At 70.3% G+C, this 18,964-nt stretch carries 19 protein-coding genes; 8 read left to right on the top strand and 11 right to left on the bottom strand.

From position 1 onward, the window contains the following. Positions 1 to 22: 22 nt before the first annotated feature. Both OVA21_RS15845 and OVA21_RS15840 read left to right on the top strand, forming a co-directional pair. Positions 23 to 1,150 (top strand): glycosyltransferase family 4 protein, encoded by a 1,128-nt coding sequence (locus OVA21_RS15845; protein WP_268092816.1) that lies wholly within the window; start codon positions 23 to 25, stop codon positions 1,148 to 1,150. A 28-nt stretch (positions 1,151 to 1,178) separates the two neighbouring features. Then, positions 1,179 to 2,282, top strand: coding sequence for a glycosyltransferase family 4 protein (locus OVA21_RS15840; protein WP_163376724.1), 1,104 nt, complete (start codon positions 1,179 to 1,181; stop codon positions 2,280 to 2,282). On the opposite strand, the gene OVA21_RS15835 is transcribed toward OVA21_RS15840, so the two are convergent. The 8 genes from OVA21_RS15835 to OVA21_RS15800 all read right to left on the bottom strand — a co-directional run bounded on the left by OVA21_RS15835 (position 2,275) and on the right by OVA21_RS15800 (position 11,287). Beyond that, a complete protein-coding gene (locus OVA21_RS15835) occupies positions 2,275 to 3,501 on the bottom strand; it encodes a putative glycoside hydrolase (RefSeq protein ID WP_240341477.1) in 1,227 nt (408 codons plus the stop codon). The two genes, OVA21_RS15840 and OVA21_RS15835, sit on opposite strands and share 8 nt — an antisense overlap. A 28-nt stretch (positions 3,502 to 3,529) precedes the next feature. Continuing rightward, complete coding sequence (locus tag OVA21_RS15830) at positions 3,530 to 4,906, bottom strand: glutamate-1-semialdehyde 2,1-aminomutase (RefSeq protein WP_163376726.1); 1,377 nt, start codon at positions 4,904 to 4,906, stop codon at positions 3,530 to 3,532. Further along, positions 4,903 to 5,931, bottom strand: a complete 1,029-nt coding sequence (locus OVA21_RS15825; protein ID WP_163376727.1) for an NAD-dependent epimerase/dehydratase family protein — start codon at positions 5,929 to 5,931, stop codon at positions 4,903 to 4,905. Before OVA21_RS15825 ends, OVA21_RS15830 begins: the two co-directional genes overlap by 4 nt. After that, a complete protein-coding gene (locus OVA21_RS15820; RefSeq protein WP_163376728.1) occupies positions 5,919 to 6,584 on the bottom strand; it encodes a PIG-L deacetylase family protein in 666 nt (221 codons plus the stop codon). Before OVA21_RS15820 ends, OVA21_RS15825 begins: the two co-directional genes overlap by 13 nt. Continuing rightward, complete coding sequence (locus OVA21_RS15815; RefSeq protein ID WP_163376729.1) at positions 6,581 to 7,444, bottom strand: glucose-1-phosphate cytidylyltransferase; 864 nt, start codon at positions 7,442 to 7,444, stop codon at positions 6,581 to 6,583. The genes OVA21_RS15820 and OVA21_RS15815 overlap by 4 nt, the downstream gene beginning before the upstream one ends. Then, positions 7,441 to 8,724: a class I SAM-dependent methyltransferase gene (locus tag OVA21_RS15810; protein ID WP_268092815.1), complete on the bottom strand. Its 1,284-nt coding sequence runs from the start codon at positions 8,722 to 8,724 to the stop codon at positions 7,441 to 7,443. Before OVA21_RS15810 ends, OVA21_RS15815 begins: the two co-directional genes overlap by 4 nt. A gap of 146 nt (positions 8,725 to 8,870) precedes the next feature. Further along, positions 8,871 to 9,962, bottom strand: a complete 1,092-nt coding sequence (locus OVA21_RS15805) for an IS110 family transposase (RefSeq protein ID WP_202959131.1) — start codon at positions 9,960 to 9,962, stop codon at positions 8,871 to 8,873. Between the two features lie 236 nt (positions 9,963 to 10,198). After that, positions 10,199 to 11,287 (bottom strand): class I SAM-dependent methyltransferase, encoded by a 1,089-nt coding sequence (locus tag OVA21_RS15800; protein WP_268092814.1) that lies wholly within the window; start codon positions 11,285 to 11,287, stop codon positions 10,199 to 10,201. A 34-nt stretch (positions 11,288 to 11,321) separates the two neighbouring features. On the opposite strand from OVA21_RS15800, the gene rfbC reads away from it, so the two are divergent. Beyond that, the gene (gene rfbC / locus OVA21_RS15795) at positions 11,322 to 11,912 is read left to right on the top strand and encodes a dTDP-4-dehydrorhamnose 3,5-epimerase (protein WP_163376732.1); all 591 of its coding nucleotides are present in this window, start codon (positions 11,322 to 11,324) and stop codon (positions 11,910 to 11,912) included. On the opposite strand, the gene OVA21_RS15790 is transcribed toward rfbC, so the two are convergent. Next, complete coding sequence (locus OVA21_RS15790) at positions 11,909 to 12,397, bottom strand: hypothetical protein (protein ID WP_185952118.1); 489 nt, start codon at positions 12,395 to 12,397, stop codon at positions 11,909 to 11,911. The genes rfbC and OVA21_RS15790 overlap by 4 nt on opposite strands. A 10-nt stretch (positions 12,398 to 12,407) precedes the next feature. Further along, entirely contained in the window at positions 12,408 to 12,962 is a 555-nt protein-coding gene (locus tag OVA21_RS15785) for a nuclear transport factor 2 family protein (protein ID WP_268092813.1), read from the bottom strand. Positions 12,963 to 13,014: 52 nt separating this feature from the next. Between OVA21_RS15785 and OVA21_RS15780 the strand changes: the two genes are divergently transcribed. The 4 genes from OVA21_RS15780 (at position 13,015) to OVA21_RS15765 (ending at position 17,322) form a co-directional block, all read left to right on the top strand. After that, positions 13,015 to 14,505, top strand: coding sequence for an FAD-dependent oxidoreductase (locus tag OVA21_RS15780; RefSeq protein ID WP_268092812.1), 1,491 nt, complete (start codon positions 13,015 to 13,017; stop codon positions 14,503 to 14,505). After that, complete coding sequence (locus tag OVA21_RS15775; RefSeq protein ID WP_119192996.1) at positions 14,502 to 15,251, top strand: PaaI family thioesterase; 750 nt, start codon at positions 14,502 to 14,504, stop codon at positions 15,249 to 15,251. Before OVA21_RS15780 ends, OVA21_RS15775 begins: the two co-directional genes overlap by 4 nt. Positions 15,252 to 15,280: 29 nt before the next feature. Further along, positions 15,281 to 15,994 carry a PaaI family thioesterase gene (locus OVA21_RS15770; RefSeq protein WP_067720214.1) on the top strand — a complete coding sequence of 238 codons (714 nt, stop codon included), beginning with the start codon at positions 15,281 to 15,283 and terminating at the stop codon, positions 15,992 to 15,994. A 236-nt stretch (positions 15,995 to 16,230) separates the two neighbouring features. Then, positions 16,231 to 17,322, top strand: coding sequence for an IS110 family transposase (locus tag OVA21_RS15765; protein ID WP_268093173.1), 1,092 nt, complete (start codon positions 16,231 to 16,233; stop codon positions 17,320 to 17,322). A 52-nt stretch (positions 17,323 to 17,374) separates the two neighbouring features. Here the strand turns inward: OVA21_RS15765 and OVA21_RS15760 are convergent, their stop codons facing one another. Next, positions 17,375 to 18,193, bottom strand: a complete 819-nt coding sequence (locus OVA21_RS15760; protein ID WP_067719997.1) for an SDR family NAD(P)-dependent oxidoreductase — start codon at positions 18,191 to 18,193, stop codon at positions 17,375 to 17,377. Positions 18,194 to 18,204: 11 nt separating this feature from the next. On the opposite strand from OVA21_RS15760, the gene OVA21_RS15755 reads away from it, so the two are divergent. After that, a complete protein-coding gene (locus OVA21_RS15755; RefSeq protein WP_067716530.1) occupies positions 18,205 to 18,960 on the top strand; it encodes a PaaI family thioesterase in 756 nt (251 codons plus the stop codon). Positions 18,961 to 18,964: the final 4 nt, after the last annotated feature.

The following is an 18,964-nucleotide window of genomic DNA, read 5'->3' as shown; positions in this document are numbered from 1 at the left end:
TCGATCTTGAAAGGGGAAACAGGTGACACAAGGTACGTCGACGAGCCGCCCGGCGGTGGTGCATGTCTCGCAACCGGTGGACGGCGGGGTGGCCGCCGTCGTCGAGGCCCTCGCCACCGACCAGGCGGCCCGTGGCTGGGACGTGCACGTAGCCACCGGGTCGGCCGGCCGGCTGCCGGAGCGCCTCGTCGATCGCCCGGTGTCGGTGCACCGCTGGGAGGCCACCCGGTCGCCCGGGCGGAGCACCCCGGGCGAGATCGTCCGGCTGGCGACACTCCTGCGCACTGTCCGTCCCGATGTGGTCCACCTGCACAGCTCGAAGGCGGGATTGGCCGGGCGGCTCGCGGTCCGTGGGCGCGCGGTCCCCACCATCTTCCAGCCCCACCTGTGGTCCTTCGAGGCCGACGACGGGGCCGCCGCCCGGCCCGCGCTGCTCTGGGAGAGACTGGCCGCCCGGTGGGCTGACGCCATCGTGTGCGTGAGCTCGGATGAGTGCCTCCAGGGCGTCCGCGCCGGGATCGACGGGCGGCTCGTCGTCGTCCCCAACGGTGTCGACACCGACCGCATCCGTCCCGGCGACCGCGACCTCGCCCGCCGCGAGGTGGGGATACCGGACGGCCCGCTCGCGGTGTGCGTGGCGCGCCTGTCGCCGCTCAAGGGACACGACTACCTGCTGCGCGCCTGGCCCGCGGTGCTGCGCGACGTGCCCGGTGCGCGACTGGCGATCGTCGGCGCCGGGCCGTTGCGTGAGGAGCTGTTCGCCGAGCATCCGATCGCGTCGGACCCGTCGGTGCTCTGGATCGGTGACAGTCCGAACCCCTGCCTCTACATGTGTGCTGCAGACGTCGTCGTCGCGCCGTCCCGGGCCGAGGGCATGGCGCTGGTGCCCCTCGAGGCGATGGCCAGCGGGCGAGCGCTCGTCGCGTTCGCCGGTGGCGGCATGCGCGAGAGCATCGGCGATGCGGGCGCGGTCCTCGACGTCGGCGACCTCGCGGGACTCGCCAGGGAGATCACCGCCCGCCTCAGAGACGGGGAACTCGCGGCGCGGGAGGGTCGTCTCGGGAGAGCTCGAGCGGTGTCCCGGTTCGACACGCGCCGGGTCGCCGACGACATGGCCGCGCTGGTGACCGAACTGGTCGGTCGAAGGTGAGTCGGCGCGCGACGAGGAGGGGACGCTCATGGCACGTATCGCTTACCTACTGACACAGGACCGTGGTGGACCCGTCGACGTGACCACCCGACTCGCCCTCGCGGTCGCCGACCTCGGTGGTCACACGGTCGGCGTCTTCGGTCCCCCGCCCGCCCGTGGCGGCGAGGCCGTCCGCGAGATCCACCATCCGATCGATGTTCCCCGCAAGGGAGACCTGCGCGCGCGGAGCCGGGCCAGGGCAGCCCTCCGGCGCTGGCGACCGACCATCGTGCACGCCCAGGACCGTCGCGCCGGACTGGTCGCCGCGGGTATGCACTGGATCCCCGGCGGTCCCCGGGCGGTACTGCAGACCTACCACGGCGTACCGGACGACGTGACGCAGCCGTGGTTCAGTGGTGAGCGGGGTGCGATCGGACCGTCCCGGTACACGCGCGCCGTCCTCGCCGGTGACGCCGCCACCGCCGCCGCGTCGACCCGCACGGTCGTCCCCGCCACCGCGATGGCCGACTTTCTCCATCGCCGGCTACGGATCCCTCTCGGTCAGATCGTCCATCTGGACAACGGGGTCGTTCTGCCCGAGGCCGCGCCACCGGTCGGGCCGGTCCGTCGCCTGCTCTTCGTGGGGCTGCTCGTGGAGCGCAAGGGGCTCGTCGATCTGCTCACCGCGCTGCAGCGCCCCGGTGTGCTCCGAGACGGGGTCACCCTCACCGTCGCCGGAGACGGCCCGGCCCGACCCGAGGCCGAGCGGCTCGCAGCGCACCCCGTCCTGGCCGGCCGGGTCGAGTTCCTCGGCTACCGGACCGACGTGCCCGAACTCCTGGCCGCTCACGACGCACTCGTCCTGCCCTCTCGGATGGAGCAGCAGCCGCTGGTGGTGGCCGAGGCGATGGGCGCCGCCAAGCCGGTTCTCGCCACCGACACGGGAGGCGTCGCCGAGATGCTCGATGTACCCGGCTACCCCTATCTCGCGCGACCGGGCGACGTCGAGGCACTCGAGGTCGCGCTCGTGCGACTGCTCACCGATCCCGAGCCGGGGCGCCTCGGACGTGCGTTGGCCGACCGGGCGCGACGCCTGTACTCGGTCGAGCGGTCCGCCGCCGCCCACCTCGGGTTCTACGAGACGCTCATCTGATCACCACGAGGCTCTCGCCGGGTTCGAGCAGACCCTCGTCCACACGGTCACGGAACTCGTCCGGCACCACCACGGGGGCGGCCCGTCCCGTCGGGTTGAGCGCGACCCAGCCGCCAGTAAACCTCCTGGTCCACACGCCGTCCACCGACCGTCCGGCGGTCTCCACGGCCTGCCCGAGGCCGGCGTCGAGCCAGGGGTTGTCGGGCAGTGACCGATAGGACGGATCGCCCGTGGCCATCCAGCAGGTCCGCGGGCCCGCCAACAGTGCGGCGGCCGCGAACCCGGACTGCTGCTCCCGCCGACCGGCTTCGTTGGTGATGAGCAGCAGCCAACGGTCCCCGGCCGCCGCCGAGGCCATCATCTCCTCCCACTGGTGGCCGTCGAAGGTGATGAGTGACCCGTCGTCGGACTTTCGTGCGAAGAACTCGTCCAACCCGCCGCCGAAGCGACTGTTGGAAAGCCACATGCCGTCGAACATGCGCGAGTCCGCGGTGTTCGGAACGAGCAGCTTCCCGGCGTCGTTGAGCGCGGTGCCGGCCACGGGGAGCATCTCGTCGATGCCGGTGCGCACACGTTCATCGGTCTCCGCCTGTGACGACGTCCCTTCCACCACCTGGTCCGTGTAGTACGACAACGTGTTCAGCGCGTTGTCGGCGAGGACACCGTCCCAGCCCTCGGCCGTGACCTCCGCGACCACGGCGTCGGTCCAGGCGCGCTGGTACGTCTCGTCCCAGACCGTCATCTGCCAGTGACCCGGAAACGGGTCCCACTCGATCCGGCGACCCGAGGAGTCCCGGGCGAACCACTCGGGGTTCTCCGTCTCGGCGCGGCCGAAACCTATCCCCGTCGCGAGCTTCTCGGCGTCGGATCCGTCGTCGTAGGCGCCGCTGTAACTGCGGGTACTCGACAGGTCCTTGTACACCAGGACGACGACGTCGGGGTCGATCTCCTTGAGTTCACGCAGCCGATCGGTTTCCCACGCGTTGAGCACCACCACATCGTGATCCGCCCGGATCTCCGCGTCGGTGGGTGAGTCGCCGATCCCGTACCAGAATCTGCACACGGATCGCTCGGTCCCGTCATCGGCCACCGCCACCGACTCCACCTCGGTGTGGCGATCGTCGGCCTGCTGTCGGCCCGCACCCTGCGGACCGCCGCCGGTCGCGCACGCGGAGGAGACGACAGCGGCGATAAGCAGCGGTGCGAGCACGGAGACCACCCAGTTGAGTGTAGTCGACCGGCGGGGGTCAGCGGGGTCGCTGCTGTGATGAGTCATCACTGTCCTGGCGTAGTCGGCGTGGGGCGGCGTAGGGGCGGATCGCGGGGGCGACGGGCCGTCCGCGCAGGAGCCCGTCGACCGAGCCGGCTGCGAGAGCGTCTCCGTACGGCCCGAGCGCCGCGGTGGCTGCGTCCACCGTACGGTCGATGTCCTCCGCGGTGTGCGCGGCGGAGGTGACGAAGGACTGCCCGAGCACCCCCCGCGTGATGAGCTCCTGCAGAAACAGGGTCCGGAAGGCCTGCGAGGGCATGCCTTCGGCGTCGCAGGTCTCGAACACCAGACACGAGGCACGGCCGACGACCCGGAGGTGATCGCCGAGTCCGGCGGCCCGGGCAGCCGAGTTCACCCCGTCCGCGAGCGCGGTTCCGGCAGCCTCCATCGCCGCCACGGGATCGGTTCTGCGGTACTCCGCGGCGACCGCGCGGAAGGCGGCCAGACCCACGCGCTCGGGCCCCTGCGTCGTGGACAACAGGAACACCCGTTCCCGGTCGGTGTTCAGGCCGCCGAACTCCATGAACTCCCGCCGACCGGCCAGCGCGGCGATGGCGTAGCCGTTACCCATGCCCTTGCCCCACGTCGACAGGTCCGGGGTCACCCCGTACACCCCTTGCGCACCGTGGGCCGACCACCGGAACCCGGTGATCATCTCGTCGAAGACGAGTAGCGCTCCGTGTCGGGTACACAGCTCGCGCACCCCCTCGAGGAACCCGGGGGCGGGCTCCGCCTGGCCGGTCGCCGCTTCCAGGATGACGCATGCCGTATCCCCGTCGACCAGTATCTCCTCCAGCGAGGGCAAGTCGTTGTACCGGAACCGACGCACCCGGCTGGTGGTCGCCGCGGGGATCCCCGCGGGCATGTCGGTGGTCCCGATGAACCAGTCGTCCACCGAGAAGAAGGGCTGCTGCGCGACGGCCACCCCGGTGCGTCCGGTGACAGCGCGGGCGAGCCGCACCGCCGCGGTGGTGGCGTCGGAGCCGTTCTTGGCGAACTTCATCATGTCGGCACCCGGCACCAGGTCGAGGAAGTCCCTGGCCGCGTGGAGCTCGAGGTCGGTCGGTCGGGAGAAGTTGACGCCATCGGAGATCGCCGCCCGGACGGCGTCGTCCACGGGCGCGAACGCGTGACCGAGTGTCACCGAACGCAACCCCATCCCGTATTCGACGTACTCGTTGCCGTCGACATCCCACACCCGCGCGCCGCGTCCCCGAGACAGCACCGGGGCCATCGAGTCCGGGTACTGATCGGAGCCCCGGGCGTAGGTATGGGCGCCTCCGGGGACGAGCCGGTGGAGCTCGCTCTGCAGCGCGTTGGAGCGGTCGAAGACGCTGACCCCGGGCCGGGTCACGACAGGGCCGGGTACCGACGCATCGCCTCGTCGATCACGCGGGTGTCCTGCAGGTCGCGCAGTCGGGCGAGCCGGGTGAACCGCGAGAAGAACTGCTCCTCGGTGAAGTCCGACGCGGCGTAGGCGCGGTGTAGCTCGAAGGCCCCGTCAGCGATCTGCCACCGGGCCTCGAAACCGAGGTCGCGGCGGATCGCCCCGAAGTCCACCTGGTACGACCGCGGGTCGGAACCCGTTTCACCGGTGATCGCGAGCGTGACGCCGGGCACCTCGTCGACCACGGACTGCGCGATCTGGGCGACGGTGACGTTGTTGGCCTCGCTGCCCACGTTGTACGCCGTGCCACTGACCACGTCGGCCGGGGCGTCCAGGCAGGCCAGGAAGGCGTCGGCGATGTCGCGGATGTGCACGAGCGGTCTCCACGGGGTCCCGTCGGACAGGACCTTGACCTGCCCGGTGAAGACCGCGTAGCCCACCAGGTTGTTCAGCACGATGTCGGCACGCAGGCGCGACGAGAAACCGAACGCCGTCGCGTTCCGAAGGAAGACGGGGACGAACGAGTCGTCGGCGAGGGCGGCGACGTCCTCCTCCACCCGGATCTTGCTCTCCGCGTACGGGGTCAGCGGCCGCAGGGGCGCCGACTCGGTGACGAGCTCGTCCCCGGCCGCTCCGTACACCGAACACGTCGACGCGTACAGGAATCGCCCGACGCCCGCCTCCTTGGCGGCGCGGGCCAGGGCGACCGAGGCGTGATGGTTGATGTCGTGCGTGATCTCGGGGGCGACCGCGCCCAGCGGGTCGTTCGACAGTGCGGCGAGATGAACCACCGCGTCGAAGCCGGCGAGGTCGTCGACGGTGATGTCCCGCAGGTCGATGGCGATGGTGGGTGGATCCTGCGGGGGCGGGCCCATCACACACTCGGCGAAGTAGCCGATGTCCAGACCGATCACCTCGTGACCAGCAGCGGCGAAGACCTCCGTCATCACGGTTCCGATGTACCCCTGACTGCCGGTGATCAAGACACGCATGTCGACTCCTTCGTGAACGAGATGGTCGCCTTCTCTAGTACGAAAGCCTCGGCGTGAGGCGCCCGGCACTGCACTCCACGGAGCCGGGACAACGCGACGAACGACTCGCCGTCACCGAACCAGTCGTGGTGGCGCTGTGAAGGGTAGTGCGCGAGGAGGACCTGTTGTTTGCGCTGCGCCGTCTCCGGGGAGAACGGCAGGAACACGGAGGGTGACGGGGTATCGGTCTCCCACTTGAGGATCTCGTAACCGAGGATGAGGTGGTCGCGGAACTCGGTGGGCGTCACCTCGGCTAGGAGCCGATGGTCCTGGTGGGCGTCGTTCCGGTGGGGGGCGAACACCAGGTCCGGATCGCCTGCGCGGGCGAACGCCGCGACGGAGTCCTTGACCCGGTCCCAGGACGCGGGAAGCCGTCCGTCCCGGAAATCGAGGACCGTGATCTCGAGGTCCGCCCCGGGCAGGAGGGCGGCGAGCGCGGCGCGCTCCTCGTCCTCCCGCGACGTGCCCGCTCCGGTGAGAACGAGCGCGCGGACCCGTAGTCCGGGGATGGTCGAGCACAGCTCGGACAGGGTCCCGCCCATCCCGATCGCGATGTCGTCGCAGTGGGCGCCGAGGACGGCCACCTCGCGAACGGCGGCGAACAGCGGGATCACCGGCGGATGCTCCCGGCCGAGTCCTCGGGGGTGGACGAGGGCACGGGAGCGGGGTGCGGGCGTCGCTCCTCGGCCGTCCGCTCGTGATCGGCCGCCCATACCATCCACGGATGGGTGCCCTTGGTGTAGGCCTCGTCGAGTTCCGCCCTCTCCTTGAACGTGTCGGCGGGCTTCCAGAAGCCCAGGTGCTGGTAGGCGAACAGCTCTCCGGTGCCGGCCAAGGAGCCGCAGACGTCGGCGACGAGGTCGCCGCCCGGCGGCAGGAGGTCGAAGATCGACTGGGAGAGCACGAAGTAGCCGGCGTTCTCCCAGATGGGGAATTCACCTACCGGGGTGATCCCCATGACGTAGCTGTCCTGACCCAGCTGCACACAGTGGAAGGATGACTGCGGCGGCACGACCATCATCGATGCCCGGGCCCCCGAGTCGTGGAATTTCTCGATGATGTCGTCCATCGGGGCGTCGGTGAGCACGTCGGCATAGTTCGCGAGGAAGTACTCGTCACCGCCCAGGTGGGGACGAACGCGGCGGAGACGTTCGCCGATCGGAGACTCCAGTCCCGTGTCGACGAACGTGATCGTCCAGTCCCCGATGTCGGAGGCGAGCAGATCGACCTGCCCTCCCGACAGGACGAAGTCGTTGGACTCCGTCTCATTGTAGTTGAGGAAGTACTCCTTGATGTACTTGGCCCCGTAGCCCAGGCACAGGATGAACTCGTTGTGTCCGTAGTGGGCGTAGTACCGCATGACGTGCCACAGCAGAGGTCGGTGGCCCACCATCTGCATCGGTTTGGGCAGACCTTCCCCGACGTCGTTGCGCATACGCATGCCGTAGCCGCCGCAGAACAGGACAACCTTCATCGCTTCGCTCCGTCCAGGAAGGGGGTGTCGTTGAGGCCTGCGACCGCGCTGCGAGCAGGTTCCACGATTTCGAGGGTGGGGAGCGGGAAGACGAGCCGTCCGCCCCAGTCGCCGACGTAGCGGAGCTGTTCGACCAGTTCGGTGCGCAGGTTCCAGGGGAGGACGACGACGATGTCGGGGCGGTCCTCGGCGATCCGTTCGGGTGGGTGGATCGGGATCCTGGTGCCGGGGGTGTATCGACCGTGCTTGTAGGGATTGCGGTCGACGGCGTACTCGATCAGGTCTGTGCGGATTCCGCTGTAATTGAGCAGCGTGTTGCCCTTGCCGGGGGCGCCGTAAGCGACGGTACGAGCTCCGGACCGTCGCTGCTCGAGCAGGAACTCCAGGAGTCGGCGACGAGCCTCGTCCGCGGCGGGCTGGAGGAGGCGGTAACCCTCGGTGTGGTGGAGACCGGCATCCGCCTCGAGATCCAGGACCCGCTGCACCGACGGGCCGGGCTCGCGGCCCGCCTCGGCGGGGCTCGCCCAGAGTCGGATCGACCCGCCGTGGGTCGGCAGCATCTCGACGTCGTAGAGGTCGAGACCGGCGGTCACGAGCGCCCGCCGGGCGGCGAGGACCGTGAAGTACTGGAAGTGTTCGTGGTAGACGGTGTCGAACTGCGCGGAGGCGACCAGGTGGAGCGCATGGTGGACCTCGATACTGAGGTGGCCGTCGTCGGCGAGCAGGATCCGCAGCCCCTCGGTGAAGCCGAGCAGATTGGGGATATGGGCGTACACGTTGTTCGCCACCACGAGGTCTGCGGGGCCGTGTTCGTCCCTGATCCGCCGCGCCGAGGACGGGTCGAGGAACTCCGTGACGGTGGGGACGCCGCGGTCGCGGGCGGCGGCGCCGACGTTCGAGGAGGGTTCGATACCGAGGCAGCGGATACCGGCGGCCACGACGTGCTGCAGGAGGTAGCCGTCGTTGCTGGCCACCTCGACGACGAAGGAGTCAGGTCCCAGGTCGAGGCGACCGACCGCGTCGTCGACGAAGGTCTTGGCGTGCGCCACCCAACTGTCGGAGAACGACGAGTAGTAGGCGTAGTCGGTGAACGTGTCCTCCGGCGTGATGAGCGCGGGGATCTGGAGCAGGAGGCACTCGGGGCACAGCCGCATGTGCAGCGGATAGGTGACCTCGGGCTCGTCGAGTTGGGTGGCCGTGAGGAACCTCTCGCACGGTGGGGTGGCACCGAGGTCGAGAACGCTCAGAAGGGTGGAGTTCCCACAGAGCCGACACTGCACGATGTTGTCCCCCGGAAAGCTGAGAGGACATGCGAGGCGTCTCCCATGTCCGGTACGGAAGACTTCACGATAGCTCAGCCGGCCCCTGTTCGTGAGAAAGTTCCTACTTTCCGACCCCGTCGCCCGCGGGGATGCTCCTATGGATGTCAAGCGGCTTTGGCGAGGTCGGCGGTGGTCGGTGCTTGGGTGGCGGGGTCGCGAGCCTGTAGGTCGTTGATCAGGGCATGGTAGATCTCGCGCGCGATGTGGCGTTTGAGGCAGCGCATGATGTCTTTCTTGGACAGGCCTTGCGCGGTTCGTCGGTCAACGTAGGAGCGGGTGCGTTCGTCCCAGCGCATGCGGCTCAGTGCGATGGTATGCAGGGCGTGGTTCGCGGCCCGGTCGCCACCGCGGTTGAGTCGGTGTCGGTCTCGTCGTCCTGAAGAGGCAGGGATCGGGGCCACGCCGCACAGGTGCGCGAACGCCGCTTCAGAGCGCAGCCTGTCTGGGTTGTCGCCCGCGGTGGCCAGAAGCTGCCCGGCGACGTCAGGTCCCACGCCCATGCGGTTCATCAGGGTCGGAGCCGTCTGCGCGGTCAGGGCTTTCAGCTCGACGTCGAGGTCGGCAATCTCCTCACTCAGTGCCAGGATCCGGCGGCTCAGAATGCGTAGTGCCGCCTTGGTCGCGCCGAGGGGACTAGCGAGGTCGCCGGGACGGAACCGGGCGCAGACTGCGGCCAGCTCGCGGGCGGGCAGGCCACGCAACTGGGCTCGCAATTCCTCCGGAGCGGTGATCACCAGCTGCCTGGCCTGGTTGATCGCTTGGGTGCGGGCCTTGACCGCGGAGCGCCGAGGCACACGCAAGGCCCGGACGGCCTCCACGATCCCGTCGCGGGTCTTCGGCACGCCAGTGGCACGCCCGGAGGCGACCGCGGTAGCAGCGGCATAGGCGTCTATCGGGTCGGACTTGCCCTTCATCCGCCGGGTCTTGCGGTCGGGTCGGTCGACTTCGACCACCGGTAGTCCGGCCCGGGCCAGCACCCGAGACAGCTCGGCGCCGTAGGCTCCGGTGCCCTCGACCCCAACGGCCTGCACGGTGCCGTGGCCGCCGAGCCATGAAAGTAGCTGCCGGTACCCGGAACCCGTGGCCGGGAACTCTCGGTCGGCCAGATGCCGCCCGAGGGAGTCGATCACCGCCGCGTGATGGGTCTGGCCATGCGTATCCACTCCGGCGATGACATGCACGTGCTGATCGGACATCATGGTCACTGCTGCCTTTCTCGTTGATCCCGGTGGGGCAGCACGCGCCGGCCAGGCGGGCGGACAAGACAGTGGCGGGGCTTCTGAACCAAGCTCCTATGAGGTCACAAACGCCCGTCCGGTCGCGTGCGTAGCGATCCCCCGAGCGGGCCGACAAATCCGCTTCTAGTCAGCCACCGCGACGGTCAGCCCGTGAGTCAGACCCGCCCGAAGAACCACTACACACATCATCACTGTCAGCCCCGGTCGACCGGGCCGTCGACGACCCACCGGCCGGAAAGTTCAGGCAGGGTGCGCTGCAGTTCGGGCAACAGATCCGGGACGGTCAGAAGAACGGTGTCGGGCGCTGAGGCGAGGAGTGTCTCCGGGCTGATGATGGGGATGTCGGTCCCGGGCATCCGGCTACCGTGCTTGGCCGACGACGCGTCCGCGACCGCGGCGAGCAGGTCGCGCGTGATCCCCGCCCGGGCGAAGAGCGCGACCGCCCGGGAGGCCGCACCGTACGCGGCGACGGTGTGTCCCTTGGCACGCTCGTCCTCCAGCCACCGCCGGAGGCGGGTGGCGTGGCTGTCCGCCGAGTGCTGGAGCGCGGTCGTGCCCTCCGCGGTGTGCAGGCCCAGACGGCGCTCCTCGGCGATGATCTGCCGCACCGGCTCCGGCAGGACGGCGTCCCGGTCCGCGGTCGCCGCGACGAGGTGGATGCCCCCGTAGAGGTCGAAGCTCCAGATCTCGTGCATCGCCAACCCGCATCCCCGCAGGAGCGCATGGAGCGACGTCGTCGAGTAGTACGCGAAGTGTCCGTGGCGCAGGGCGTTCCACTGCCCCTGTCCGACGATCGTGGCGAAGGAGTGGAACTGCAGGAGCAGGACGCCCCCCGGGGCCAGCGCACGACGACGGTCGGCGAAGGCCGCGCGTTGATCCGGGCAGTGCATGATGCCGAAGCAGTCGACCACCACGTCCGCCGGCCCCCCGTTCACGGGGTGCAGACCGCGCGACTTCAGGTGGTCCACCCAGGTGCCGCCGTGCGGGCTACCGAACTCCCGGACGGTCGATCGGCCGTCGAACCATCCTGAGGCGGCCACTCGGCCGACCGCGTCGACGGCCTGATCGATCAGCGCGCGTGGCTCCACGCCGCGGGGTTCCTGCGTGACCGTGTCGTCCTCCGCCAACTGCGCCAATGCACACGACTGACACAGGGCCATCGCGAGCGGATGGGTCGGATCGTCGGTGGGGGACCCGACCGGGGGGAAGAAATCGGAGGCTGGCTGGTCCCCGAGGTCCAGAATCGTGATCAGCCGTTCGCTCCCGCATCCGCGGCAAGTCATGGTGGTCCTCCTCCGGGTGCGGCACGATAGGGGAGTGCGCGTCAAAAGTACCGAACTGCCCGGCGTCCTCGTCCTCGTTCCGGAACCGTTCACCGACGAGCGGGGGTTTTTCACCCGCACCTTCGACGCGGAGATCTTCGACGCGGCTGTCGGCAGGCCCGGAGCGTCCGCCGGATTCCTGCAGGACTCGCAGTCACGCTCCCGGCGCGGAACCATCCGGGGGATGCACGGTCGCCGGGGCGCGGGTGAGGCCAAACTCGTCCGGTGCGCGCGGGGCGCGGTCCTGGACGTCATCGTCGACATCCGTCTCGACTCCGATGCCTTCGGCAGATCGATCGCCGTGACGCTGGACGATGAGACCTTCCACCATCTCTACATCCCGCCGGGGTTCCTGCACGGGTTCCAGGCGCTCACCGAGTATGCGGACGTGTGTTACCGGATCGACCGGCCTCACGACTCGACCGAGGACATCTCCGTGGCCCACGATGATCCCGAGCTGGGCCTGGACTGGCCGCTGCCGGTGGGCCCGATCTCGGACCGGGACCGATCGGCGCCCTCGTTCCGGGAGGCGCTCGACCGCCTGGCGGCCGAGGGACCCGGGCGAGCCGGCGGAGTCGTCTCCTAGTCCCGACTGCTCAGCGCCTGCGCGGCCGCCGCCAGCCCCAGTGCCGCCAGTCCCGTGCGGAGCCGGTCCGTGGCCATCAGCGCCCTGATGCGCGGCCCGGTGACCTGCTCCCGGGCGATCCCCACGTGTAGCGGGACCACTCCGGCGGTGATGGCCGGGACGGCGACGCCCGTGGCGCACGCGAGGAGGGTGGCCCCCAGACCGCTGCGCTCGGCCGAGCGGACCGACCCGTAGGCCGCCCAGGCCGCCGCCCCGAGGCCCGTCGCGTACAGCGTGAGGGCGACGGGGGCGATGCGGCGGGCGTGATCGGCCTGGCGCTCGGCGATGCCGTGGGTGGAACCGTCGAACAGCTGGGGATAGACCACCGAGGTGACCATCGACTGGAACCCCAGGTGGACCGCGGACGTGGTCAGCAGCGCGAGGCGGCCCGCGCGCAGGATCGGGTCCGGTGTGGGGCTCGCGGCCGCGGGGCGTCGGCGGTACATGGCTGCCACGCTACCTCTCGCGGGACCGTCCCAGGAGGGCCCGACCCTCGCCGTCGTCGGTCACGGCGCGCGCGGTGCGCAGCACGACCCGCCACCCGCGGTCCGGCGCGGCCACCCGACCGCGCCGCTCCAGCTCCCACCGACTCGCCGTCACCCGCATCACCGTGTAGCGCCCGGGGCGCGACGAGCGCACCACGAGCTGGGTGTAGCCGGTCGCCACCGCGCGGTCCCCGTCCAGCAGCACGAACGGCAGGCTGGGGACGTGCCCGCACCCGTGCGCGATGAGTCCCTGGTGCGCGTCCCCGTGCACCATCTCCCGCAGCCCCTCGTGCCCCTCGAGTACGCCGGTGTCCACGTCGTAGACGCCGTCGTCGGTCCACAGTTCGGCCACGCCGTCGGCGTCGCCGGAGTCGACGCGGGGGGAGTAGGAGGCCAGTAGGCGCAGTACGGCCAGCTCGTCGGCCGCGCGAGCCAGCTCGGCCCGCGCGGTGGCGAGACCGTTCTCGGTCGAGGTGAGCCTCGCCTCGAGGGCGTCCAGACGGGCGGTGTCGGAACCATCAATCATGAACCCGACATTAATGCACTAACTGAAACACGTTACAAGTAGTGTGCACACCATGACGGACAAGAGTGCAGACAACCGTCCCGCCGCGATGACGGCGGACGTCATCGTGGTGGGGATGGGAATCGCCGGCGCCTGCGCGGCGATCGAGGCCGCCGAGGCCGGGTCGACGGTCATCGCGCTGGAGGGCGCCTCCGGACCGGGCGGCTCCTCGGCGCAGTCGGGTGGCGAGGTCTACCTGGGCGGCGGCACGGCCACCCAGCAGGCCCTGGGCATCGCCGACACCGAGGAGGACATGCGCGCGTTCCTCCTGGCCGCGCTCGGGCCCAACGCCGACGAGGCGAAGATCGCCGACTACTGCGCGGGGGCCGTCGAGCACCACGACTGGCTGATCTCGCACGGAGCGGTGTTCAACCGGAAGTTGTGGGACACCCCCACCTGGATGCCGGGCGACGACTCGGGCCTGATGTGGATGGGGGAGCGGGCGGAGCCCTACGCGTCCCTGGCCACCCCGGCAGCGCGCGGTCACCGGCCGCCCGCCCCGAACTTCGCCGGGAACGTGCTCATGGACTCCCTCGTGGCCACGGCGCAGAAGGCCGGCGTCGACCTGCAGTGCGACGTCAAGGCGCGTTCGCTCATCGTCGAGGACGGACGTGTGGTGGGCGTCCGGGCCACGCAGTTCTCCGAAGAACGCGAGTACCGCGCCACCGGCGGCGTCGTGCTGGCGACGGGCGGGTTCGTGGACAACGACCGGATGCTCGAACAGTGGGCGCCGCAGCAGCTGGGCAAGGACAAGGTCTCCGACGGCCGCGACGACGGCTCCGGCATCGAGATGGGCATCGAGGCCGGCGCGGCCGTGCGCCGCATGCACCAGACCGAGACCGCGATGCTCGTCATCCCCCGCCTGGTGGTGGGCGCGATGCTCGTCGACGGCGACGGGCAGCGCTTCATCAACGAGGAGGTCTACCCGGGCCTGTACTGCCACGCGGCCGTGTATCACCGCCGCCCGCCGGTGTGGGTGATCATCGACGAGAAGGGCATCGAGGACGTCCCGGAGTCCGAGCTGTGGGGTATGCAGCCCATGCACGCCGCCGAGACCATCGAGGAGCTCGCGGCCGACTGTGGGTTGCCCGCCGATGCGCTGGCCGACCAGCTGCGCCGATACAACGCCGGCGCCGAGCGTGGCGAGGACCCGCAGTTCGGAAAGAACGCCCGGTGGGTGCGCCCGCTCGAGCCGCCGTTCGGTGCCTATCCGACGGGTGCCGGGGGGCCGGACACCTTCAACGGCCTGCCGCTCAAGGCGCAGGGGTTCACGCTCGGCGGACTCCACACGGACCTGCAGTCGCGCGTGCTGGACCGCGCGGGCGAGCCCATCGCGGGCCTGTTTGCGGCCGGGCGGTGCACGCACGGTCTGCACGGCGACGGGTACATCTCCGGCACGTCCCTGGGCGACGGCTCGTTCTTCGGCCGGCGCGCGGGCCGCGGTGCGGCCGGGGTCACCGACGCGGTGGCGGCCGGCGATGTGACCGGGTCGGCGCCGGCATGAACGACCCGGTGACCGTCGAGCCGGGGACTGTCGAGCCGGTGACCGTCGTGCGGCGCGACCGGCCGACGGTGGATCTGGGGCCGTTGGACCCGGCGCGCGGTACTGGCCGTCCGGTCGACAGGGACGACGACGACGAGGCCGGCCTCTACGCCCTGGTGGAGCAGGTGCGCCGGATCCGCGCGCTCACCACCGGCGGCATGTTCGACACCGACCTGGGCCCGCTGACCGATCGGATCCGCAGGGTGGCCGACGAGCTGGAGGCCGCGTCGGCGAGCCCCGAGCAGCGGCAGGAGGTCAACTGGCGGGAGCGTCGGTACGCCTCCAACTGCCCGATCATCGGCCGGTCCAACGTCCTCGCCCCGCCGGCCGAGTTCGAGTTGCTGGACGACGGGACGCTCAGGGCCGAGATGACGCTCGGGCTGGAGTACCAGGGCCCCCCGGGGTGTGTTCACGGCGGTGTCGTGGCCCTGCTGTTCGACGCGGCGCTGGGCCGGGTCAACCACCACGCGGGGACCACCGGGATGACGATGTACCTGGACCTGGACTACCGCAGCCCCACGCCCATCCTCGAGCCGATCGTGGTGACCGCCCGTCAGGTCCGGGTGGACGGCCGGAAGGTGTGGTCGCAGGGCGCGGTCCACGCGGGAGATCGCCTCTGCGCCACCGCCGAGGGGCTGTTCGTCATGCCCGCGGAGTGGGTGGCGGCGTACCGGCAGCACCGGGATGAGGGCGCGGGCGAGGGCTGACGCCGGGGCGCAGAGTAGATTCTGTTGCCGTGACGACCGACTCCGGCCCTTCCGACCCCACCGCCCCGGGCGACCGCCCCCTCGGCACCGCGGACCCCGCCGGTGCGAGCGATGAGGGCACTCCCTTCCTGCGCCAGGACCCCGATGCGTCCGGCGCGACCGAGCTGGCCCGCGAGCTGCGCCGACTCCGCGGCCTGGTCGCCGGGTCCGTCTACGAGGACGTCCACGACGCCGTGGCCACCGTGCGCGGGTTGGTCGAGCACCTCGAGACCGTGGGCACCGTGGTGCGGCCGTCGGAGTACGCCACCTGGGGTGTGCCGGAGCACCTGGCGGCCAACCCGGCGACCGGCAGCCGGAACCCGGTGTCCCCGCCGCTGGAGCCGGTGGTGTTCCCCGATGCGACCGTGCGGGCCGACCTCACCCTGGGTATCGAGTACCAGGGGCCTCCCGGCTGCGTCCACGGCGGGATCGTCGCGCTGATCTTCGACGAGATGCTGGGGCTGGCGAACGCCGCGTCGGAGAGTGTCGGCATGACCGCGGACCTGCGCATCTCGTATAAGTCGCCGACGCCACTGTTCGCCCCGCTGCGGTTCGAGGCGCGGCAGGAACGGGTGGAGGGCCGCAAGATCTGGGCGACCGCGACCCTCCACACCGGCGAGACCCTCTGCGCGACGGCTGAGGCGTTGTTCATCGAGCCGAGGGGTATCCGGGACGCCGACCGCGGCCGGCCCATCGAGGGCTGACAGTGATGATGTGTGTAGTGGTTCTTCGGGCGGGTCTGACTCACGGGCTGACCGTCGCGGTGGCTGACTAGAAGCGGATTTGTCGGCCCGCTCGGGGGATCGCTACGCACGCGACCGGACGGGCGTTTGTGACCTCATAGGAGCTTGGTTCAGAAGCCCCGCCACTGTCTTGTCCGCCCGCCTGGCCGGCGCGTGCTGCCCCACCGGGATCAACGAGAAAGGCAGCAGTGACCATGATGTCCGATCAGCACGTGCATGTCATCGCCGGAGTGGATACGCATGGCCAGACCCATCACGCGGCGGTGATCGACTCCCTCGGGCGGCATCTGGCCGACCGAGAGTTCCCGGCCACGGGTTCCGGGTACCGGCAGCTACTTTCATGGCTCGGCGGCCACGGCACCGTGCAGGCCGTTGGGGTCGAGGGCACCGGAGCCTACGGCGCCGAGCTGTCTCGGGTGCTGGCCCGGGCCGGACTACCGGTGGTCGAAGTCGACCGACCCGACCGCAAGACCCGGCGGATGAAGGGCAAGTCCGACCCGATAGACGCCTATGCCGCTGCTACCGCGGTCGCCTCCGGGCGTGCCACTGGCGTGCCGAAGACCCGCGACGGGATCGTGGAGGCCGTCCGGGCCTTGCGTGTGCCTCGGCGCTCCGCGGTCAAGGCCCGCACCCAAGCGATCAACCAGGCCAGGCAGCTGGTGATCACCGCTCCGGAGGAATTGCGAGCCCAGTTGCGTGGCCTGCCCGCCCGCGAGCTGGCCGTAGTCTGCGCCCGGTTCCGTCCCGGCGACCTCGCTAGTCCCCTCGGCGCGACCAAGGCGGCACTACGCATTCTGAGCCGCCGGATCCTGGCACTGAGTGAGGAGATTGCCGACCTCGACGTCGAGCTGAAAGCCCTGACCGCGCAGACGGCTCCGACCCTGATGAACCGCATGGGCGTGGGACCTGACGTCGCCGGGCAGCTTCTGGCCACCGCGGGCGACAACCCAGACAGGCTGCGCTCTGAAGCGGCGTTCGCGCACCTGTGCGGCGTGGCCCCGATCCCTGCCTCTTCAGGACGGCGAGACCGACACCGACTCAACCGCGGTGGCGACCGGGCCGCGAACCACGCCCTGCATACCATCGCACTGAGCCGCATGCGCTGGGACGAACGCACCCGCTCCTACGTTGACCGACGAACCGCGCAAGGCCTGTCCAAGAAAGACATCATGCGCTGCCTCAAACGCCACATCGCGCGCGAGATCTACCATGCCCTGATCAACGACCTACAGGCTCGCGACCCCGCCACCCAAGCACCGACCACCGCCGACCTCGCCAAAGCCGCTTGACATCCGTAGGAGCATCCGCGGCCGGGCACCGACGCGTGCGTCGCGTCGGACTTCAGTTCCCGCGCAGCGCCGTCATCCGCTTGTGGGATCCGGCCACGATCCGTCCCCGGTCGACGCCGGAGGAGAACTCGACGCCCTTGCGGTTGTTCTCGCCGCCGCAGACGTGGATCGGGCCGTTGCCGATGGACGCCAGGACCTCCTCGGCGACCTCGGTGGGCTCGCTGACGGTGAAGCCGGGCAGGTCCATGTCCAGGCCGGCGCGGATCATCGCGGGGGTGCGGACGACGCCGAGGATGACCTCGACGACGTCGACGCCGTGCTCCCGCATCTCGAGCCACAGGCCCTCGACGAAGACCCGGCTGAACGCCTTGGCCGCGGAGTACACGCTCATGTCGGCGTGGCCGAGGTAGCCGGCCATCGAGCCCATCACCACGATGCCGCCGCGGCCGCGGGCCTTGAGGGCGGGGCCGAACTGCCGGATGATCTGCATCGGCGAGGTGATGTTGAGGTCGATGACCTTCTGAACCTGGGTCATGTCGGACTCGACGAACTCGGAGCCGTACGTGTTGGCGCCGGCGTTGAGGACGAGCAGCCCCAGGTCGAGGCCCTCGCAGGCCGCGGCGATGCCCTCGGTGGCGCCGGGCTCGGTGAGGTCGACGGACACGACCCGGCACTCGACGCCCTTGGCGCGGACGGCCTCGGCGGTCTCCTCGAGGGGCCCGGCCTTGCGGGCGACGAGCACGGAGGACACGCCCTGATCGGCGAGGCGGAACGCGATCTCGGCGCCCACGCCCTCACTTCCGCCCACGACGAGGGCCCACGGGCCATAGGTAACGGGATCGAACGGCTTCGGATTGACAGGTGTCGACATACTCTAAGAGTATGACCAAACAGAGCGATCGTCCCGGATTCGGTGGAGTACCCCTCCCGGGGTTGGATCCGGACCAGTTCTCCCTCGACGCCGCGCGGAGCCGGTTCGGGGACTCCTTCGACCCGATCCCCGTCCCCGAGCTGCCGCCGGCGGACCCGGAGTTGGACCGCGCGGTGGCCGAACTGCGCAGGTTGCGGGAGGCGACGGCGGCGTTGGCGCACTCCGAGGTCGAGCTCGGGGACATCGCCGACCGCCTGGCCGAAGTCGCTGATCTGCTGGAGCCGCGAGTCCCATCGCCCTCACGTCGGCTGGAGAACATGTGGACGGGTGCCGGGACCCGTCGCTCGAACCCGGTCGGCGGGCAAGAGAACCCGATCGCCCCGCCGGTGCAGTTCCACGGCTGTGACGACGGGTCGGTGATGGCGGAGGTGACCCTCGGTCCCGTCTACCAGGGCCCGCCGGCGTGTGTCCACGGGGGGATCAGCGCGCTCGTCATCGACCACATGATGGGCTTCGCCAACCACTGGGGTGGCCGCTTCGGGATGACGGCGCACTACGAGATCGACTATCGCTCGCCCACGCCGCTGCTCCAGCCGCTGACGTTCCGGGCCTGGGTGCACGAGGTCGACGGCCGCAAGACGTGGACGCACGCCACCATCCACGCCGGCGACCGGCTGTGCGTGGAGGCGCGGGGACTGTTCCTCGAGGCGAGCGTCCCGGTGCCGGGACAGCCGGGTGCGCGGTCGACCATCGCCGACGGCGCGTAGAGCG

This window comes from Dietzia sp. SL131 (assembly GCF_026672565.1).
GTDB classification, from domain to species: Bacteria; Actinomycetota; Actinomycetes; order Mycobacteriales; family Mycobacteriaceae; genus Dietzia; species Dietzia kunjamensis.
Note: the sequence above shows the minus strand (reverse complement) of the source record. Positions and strands in the feature narration are given on the sequence as shown.

What these genes read in the sequence shown, in the direction of transcription:
- OVA21_RS15840 (WP_163376724.1), top strand. Translation starts at nt 1,179, where the DNA reads ATGGCACGTATCGCTTACCTACTGACACAGGACCGTGGTGGACCCGTC.
- OVA21_RS15825 (WP_163376727.1), bottom strand. Translation starts at nt 5,931, where the DNA reads ATGCGTGTCTTGATCACCGGCAGTCAGGGGTACATCGGAACCGTGATG.
- OVA21_RS15815 (WP_163376729.1), bottom strand. Translation starts at nt 7,444, where the DNA reads ATGAAGGTTGTCCTGTTCTGCGGCGGCTACGGCATGCGTATGCGCAAC.
- OVA21_RS15805 (WP_202959131.1), bottom strand. Translation starts at nt 9,962, where the DNA reads ATGTCCGATCAGCACGTGCATGTCATCGCCGGAGTGGATACGCATGGC.
- OVA21_RS15800 (WP_268092814.1), bottom strand. Translation starts at nt 11,287, where the DNA reads ATGACTTGCCGCGGATGCGGGAGCGAACGGCTGATCACGATTCTGGAC.
- OVA21_RS15790 (WP_185952118.1), bottom strand. Translation starts at nt 12,397, where the DNA reads ATGTACCGCCGACGCCCCGCGGCCGCGAGCCCCACACCGGACCCGATC.
- OVA21_RS15785 (WP_268092813.1), bottom strand. Translation starts at nt 12,962, where the DNA reads ATGATTGATGGTTCCGACACCGCCCGTCTGGACGCCCTCGAGGCGAGG.
- OVA21_RS15780 (WP_268092812.1), top strand. Translation starts at nt 13,015, where the DNA reads ATGACGGACAAGAGTGCAGACAACCGTCCCGCCGCGATGACGGCGGAC.
- OVA21_RS15775 (WP_119192996.1), top strand. Translation starts at nt 14,502, where the DNA reads ATGAACGACCCGGTGACCGTCGAGCCGGGGACTGTCGAGCCGGTGACC.
- OVA21_RS15765 (WP_268093173.1), top strand. Translation starts at nt 16,231, where the DNA reads ATGTCCGATCAGCACGTGCATGTCATCGCCGGAGTGGATACGCATGGC.
- OVA21_RS15760 (WP_067719997.1), bottom strand. Translation starts at nt 18,193, where the DNA reads ATGTCGACACCTGTCAATCCGAAGCCGTTCGATCCCGTTACCTATGGC.
- OVA21_RS15755 (WP_067716530.1), top strand. Translation starts at nt 18,205, where the DNA reads ATGACCAAACAGAGCGATCGTCCCGGATTCGGTGGAGTACCCCTCCCG.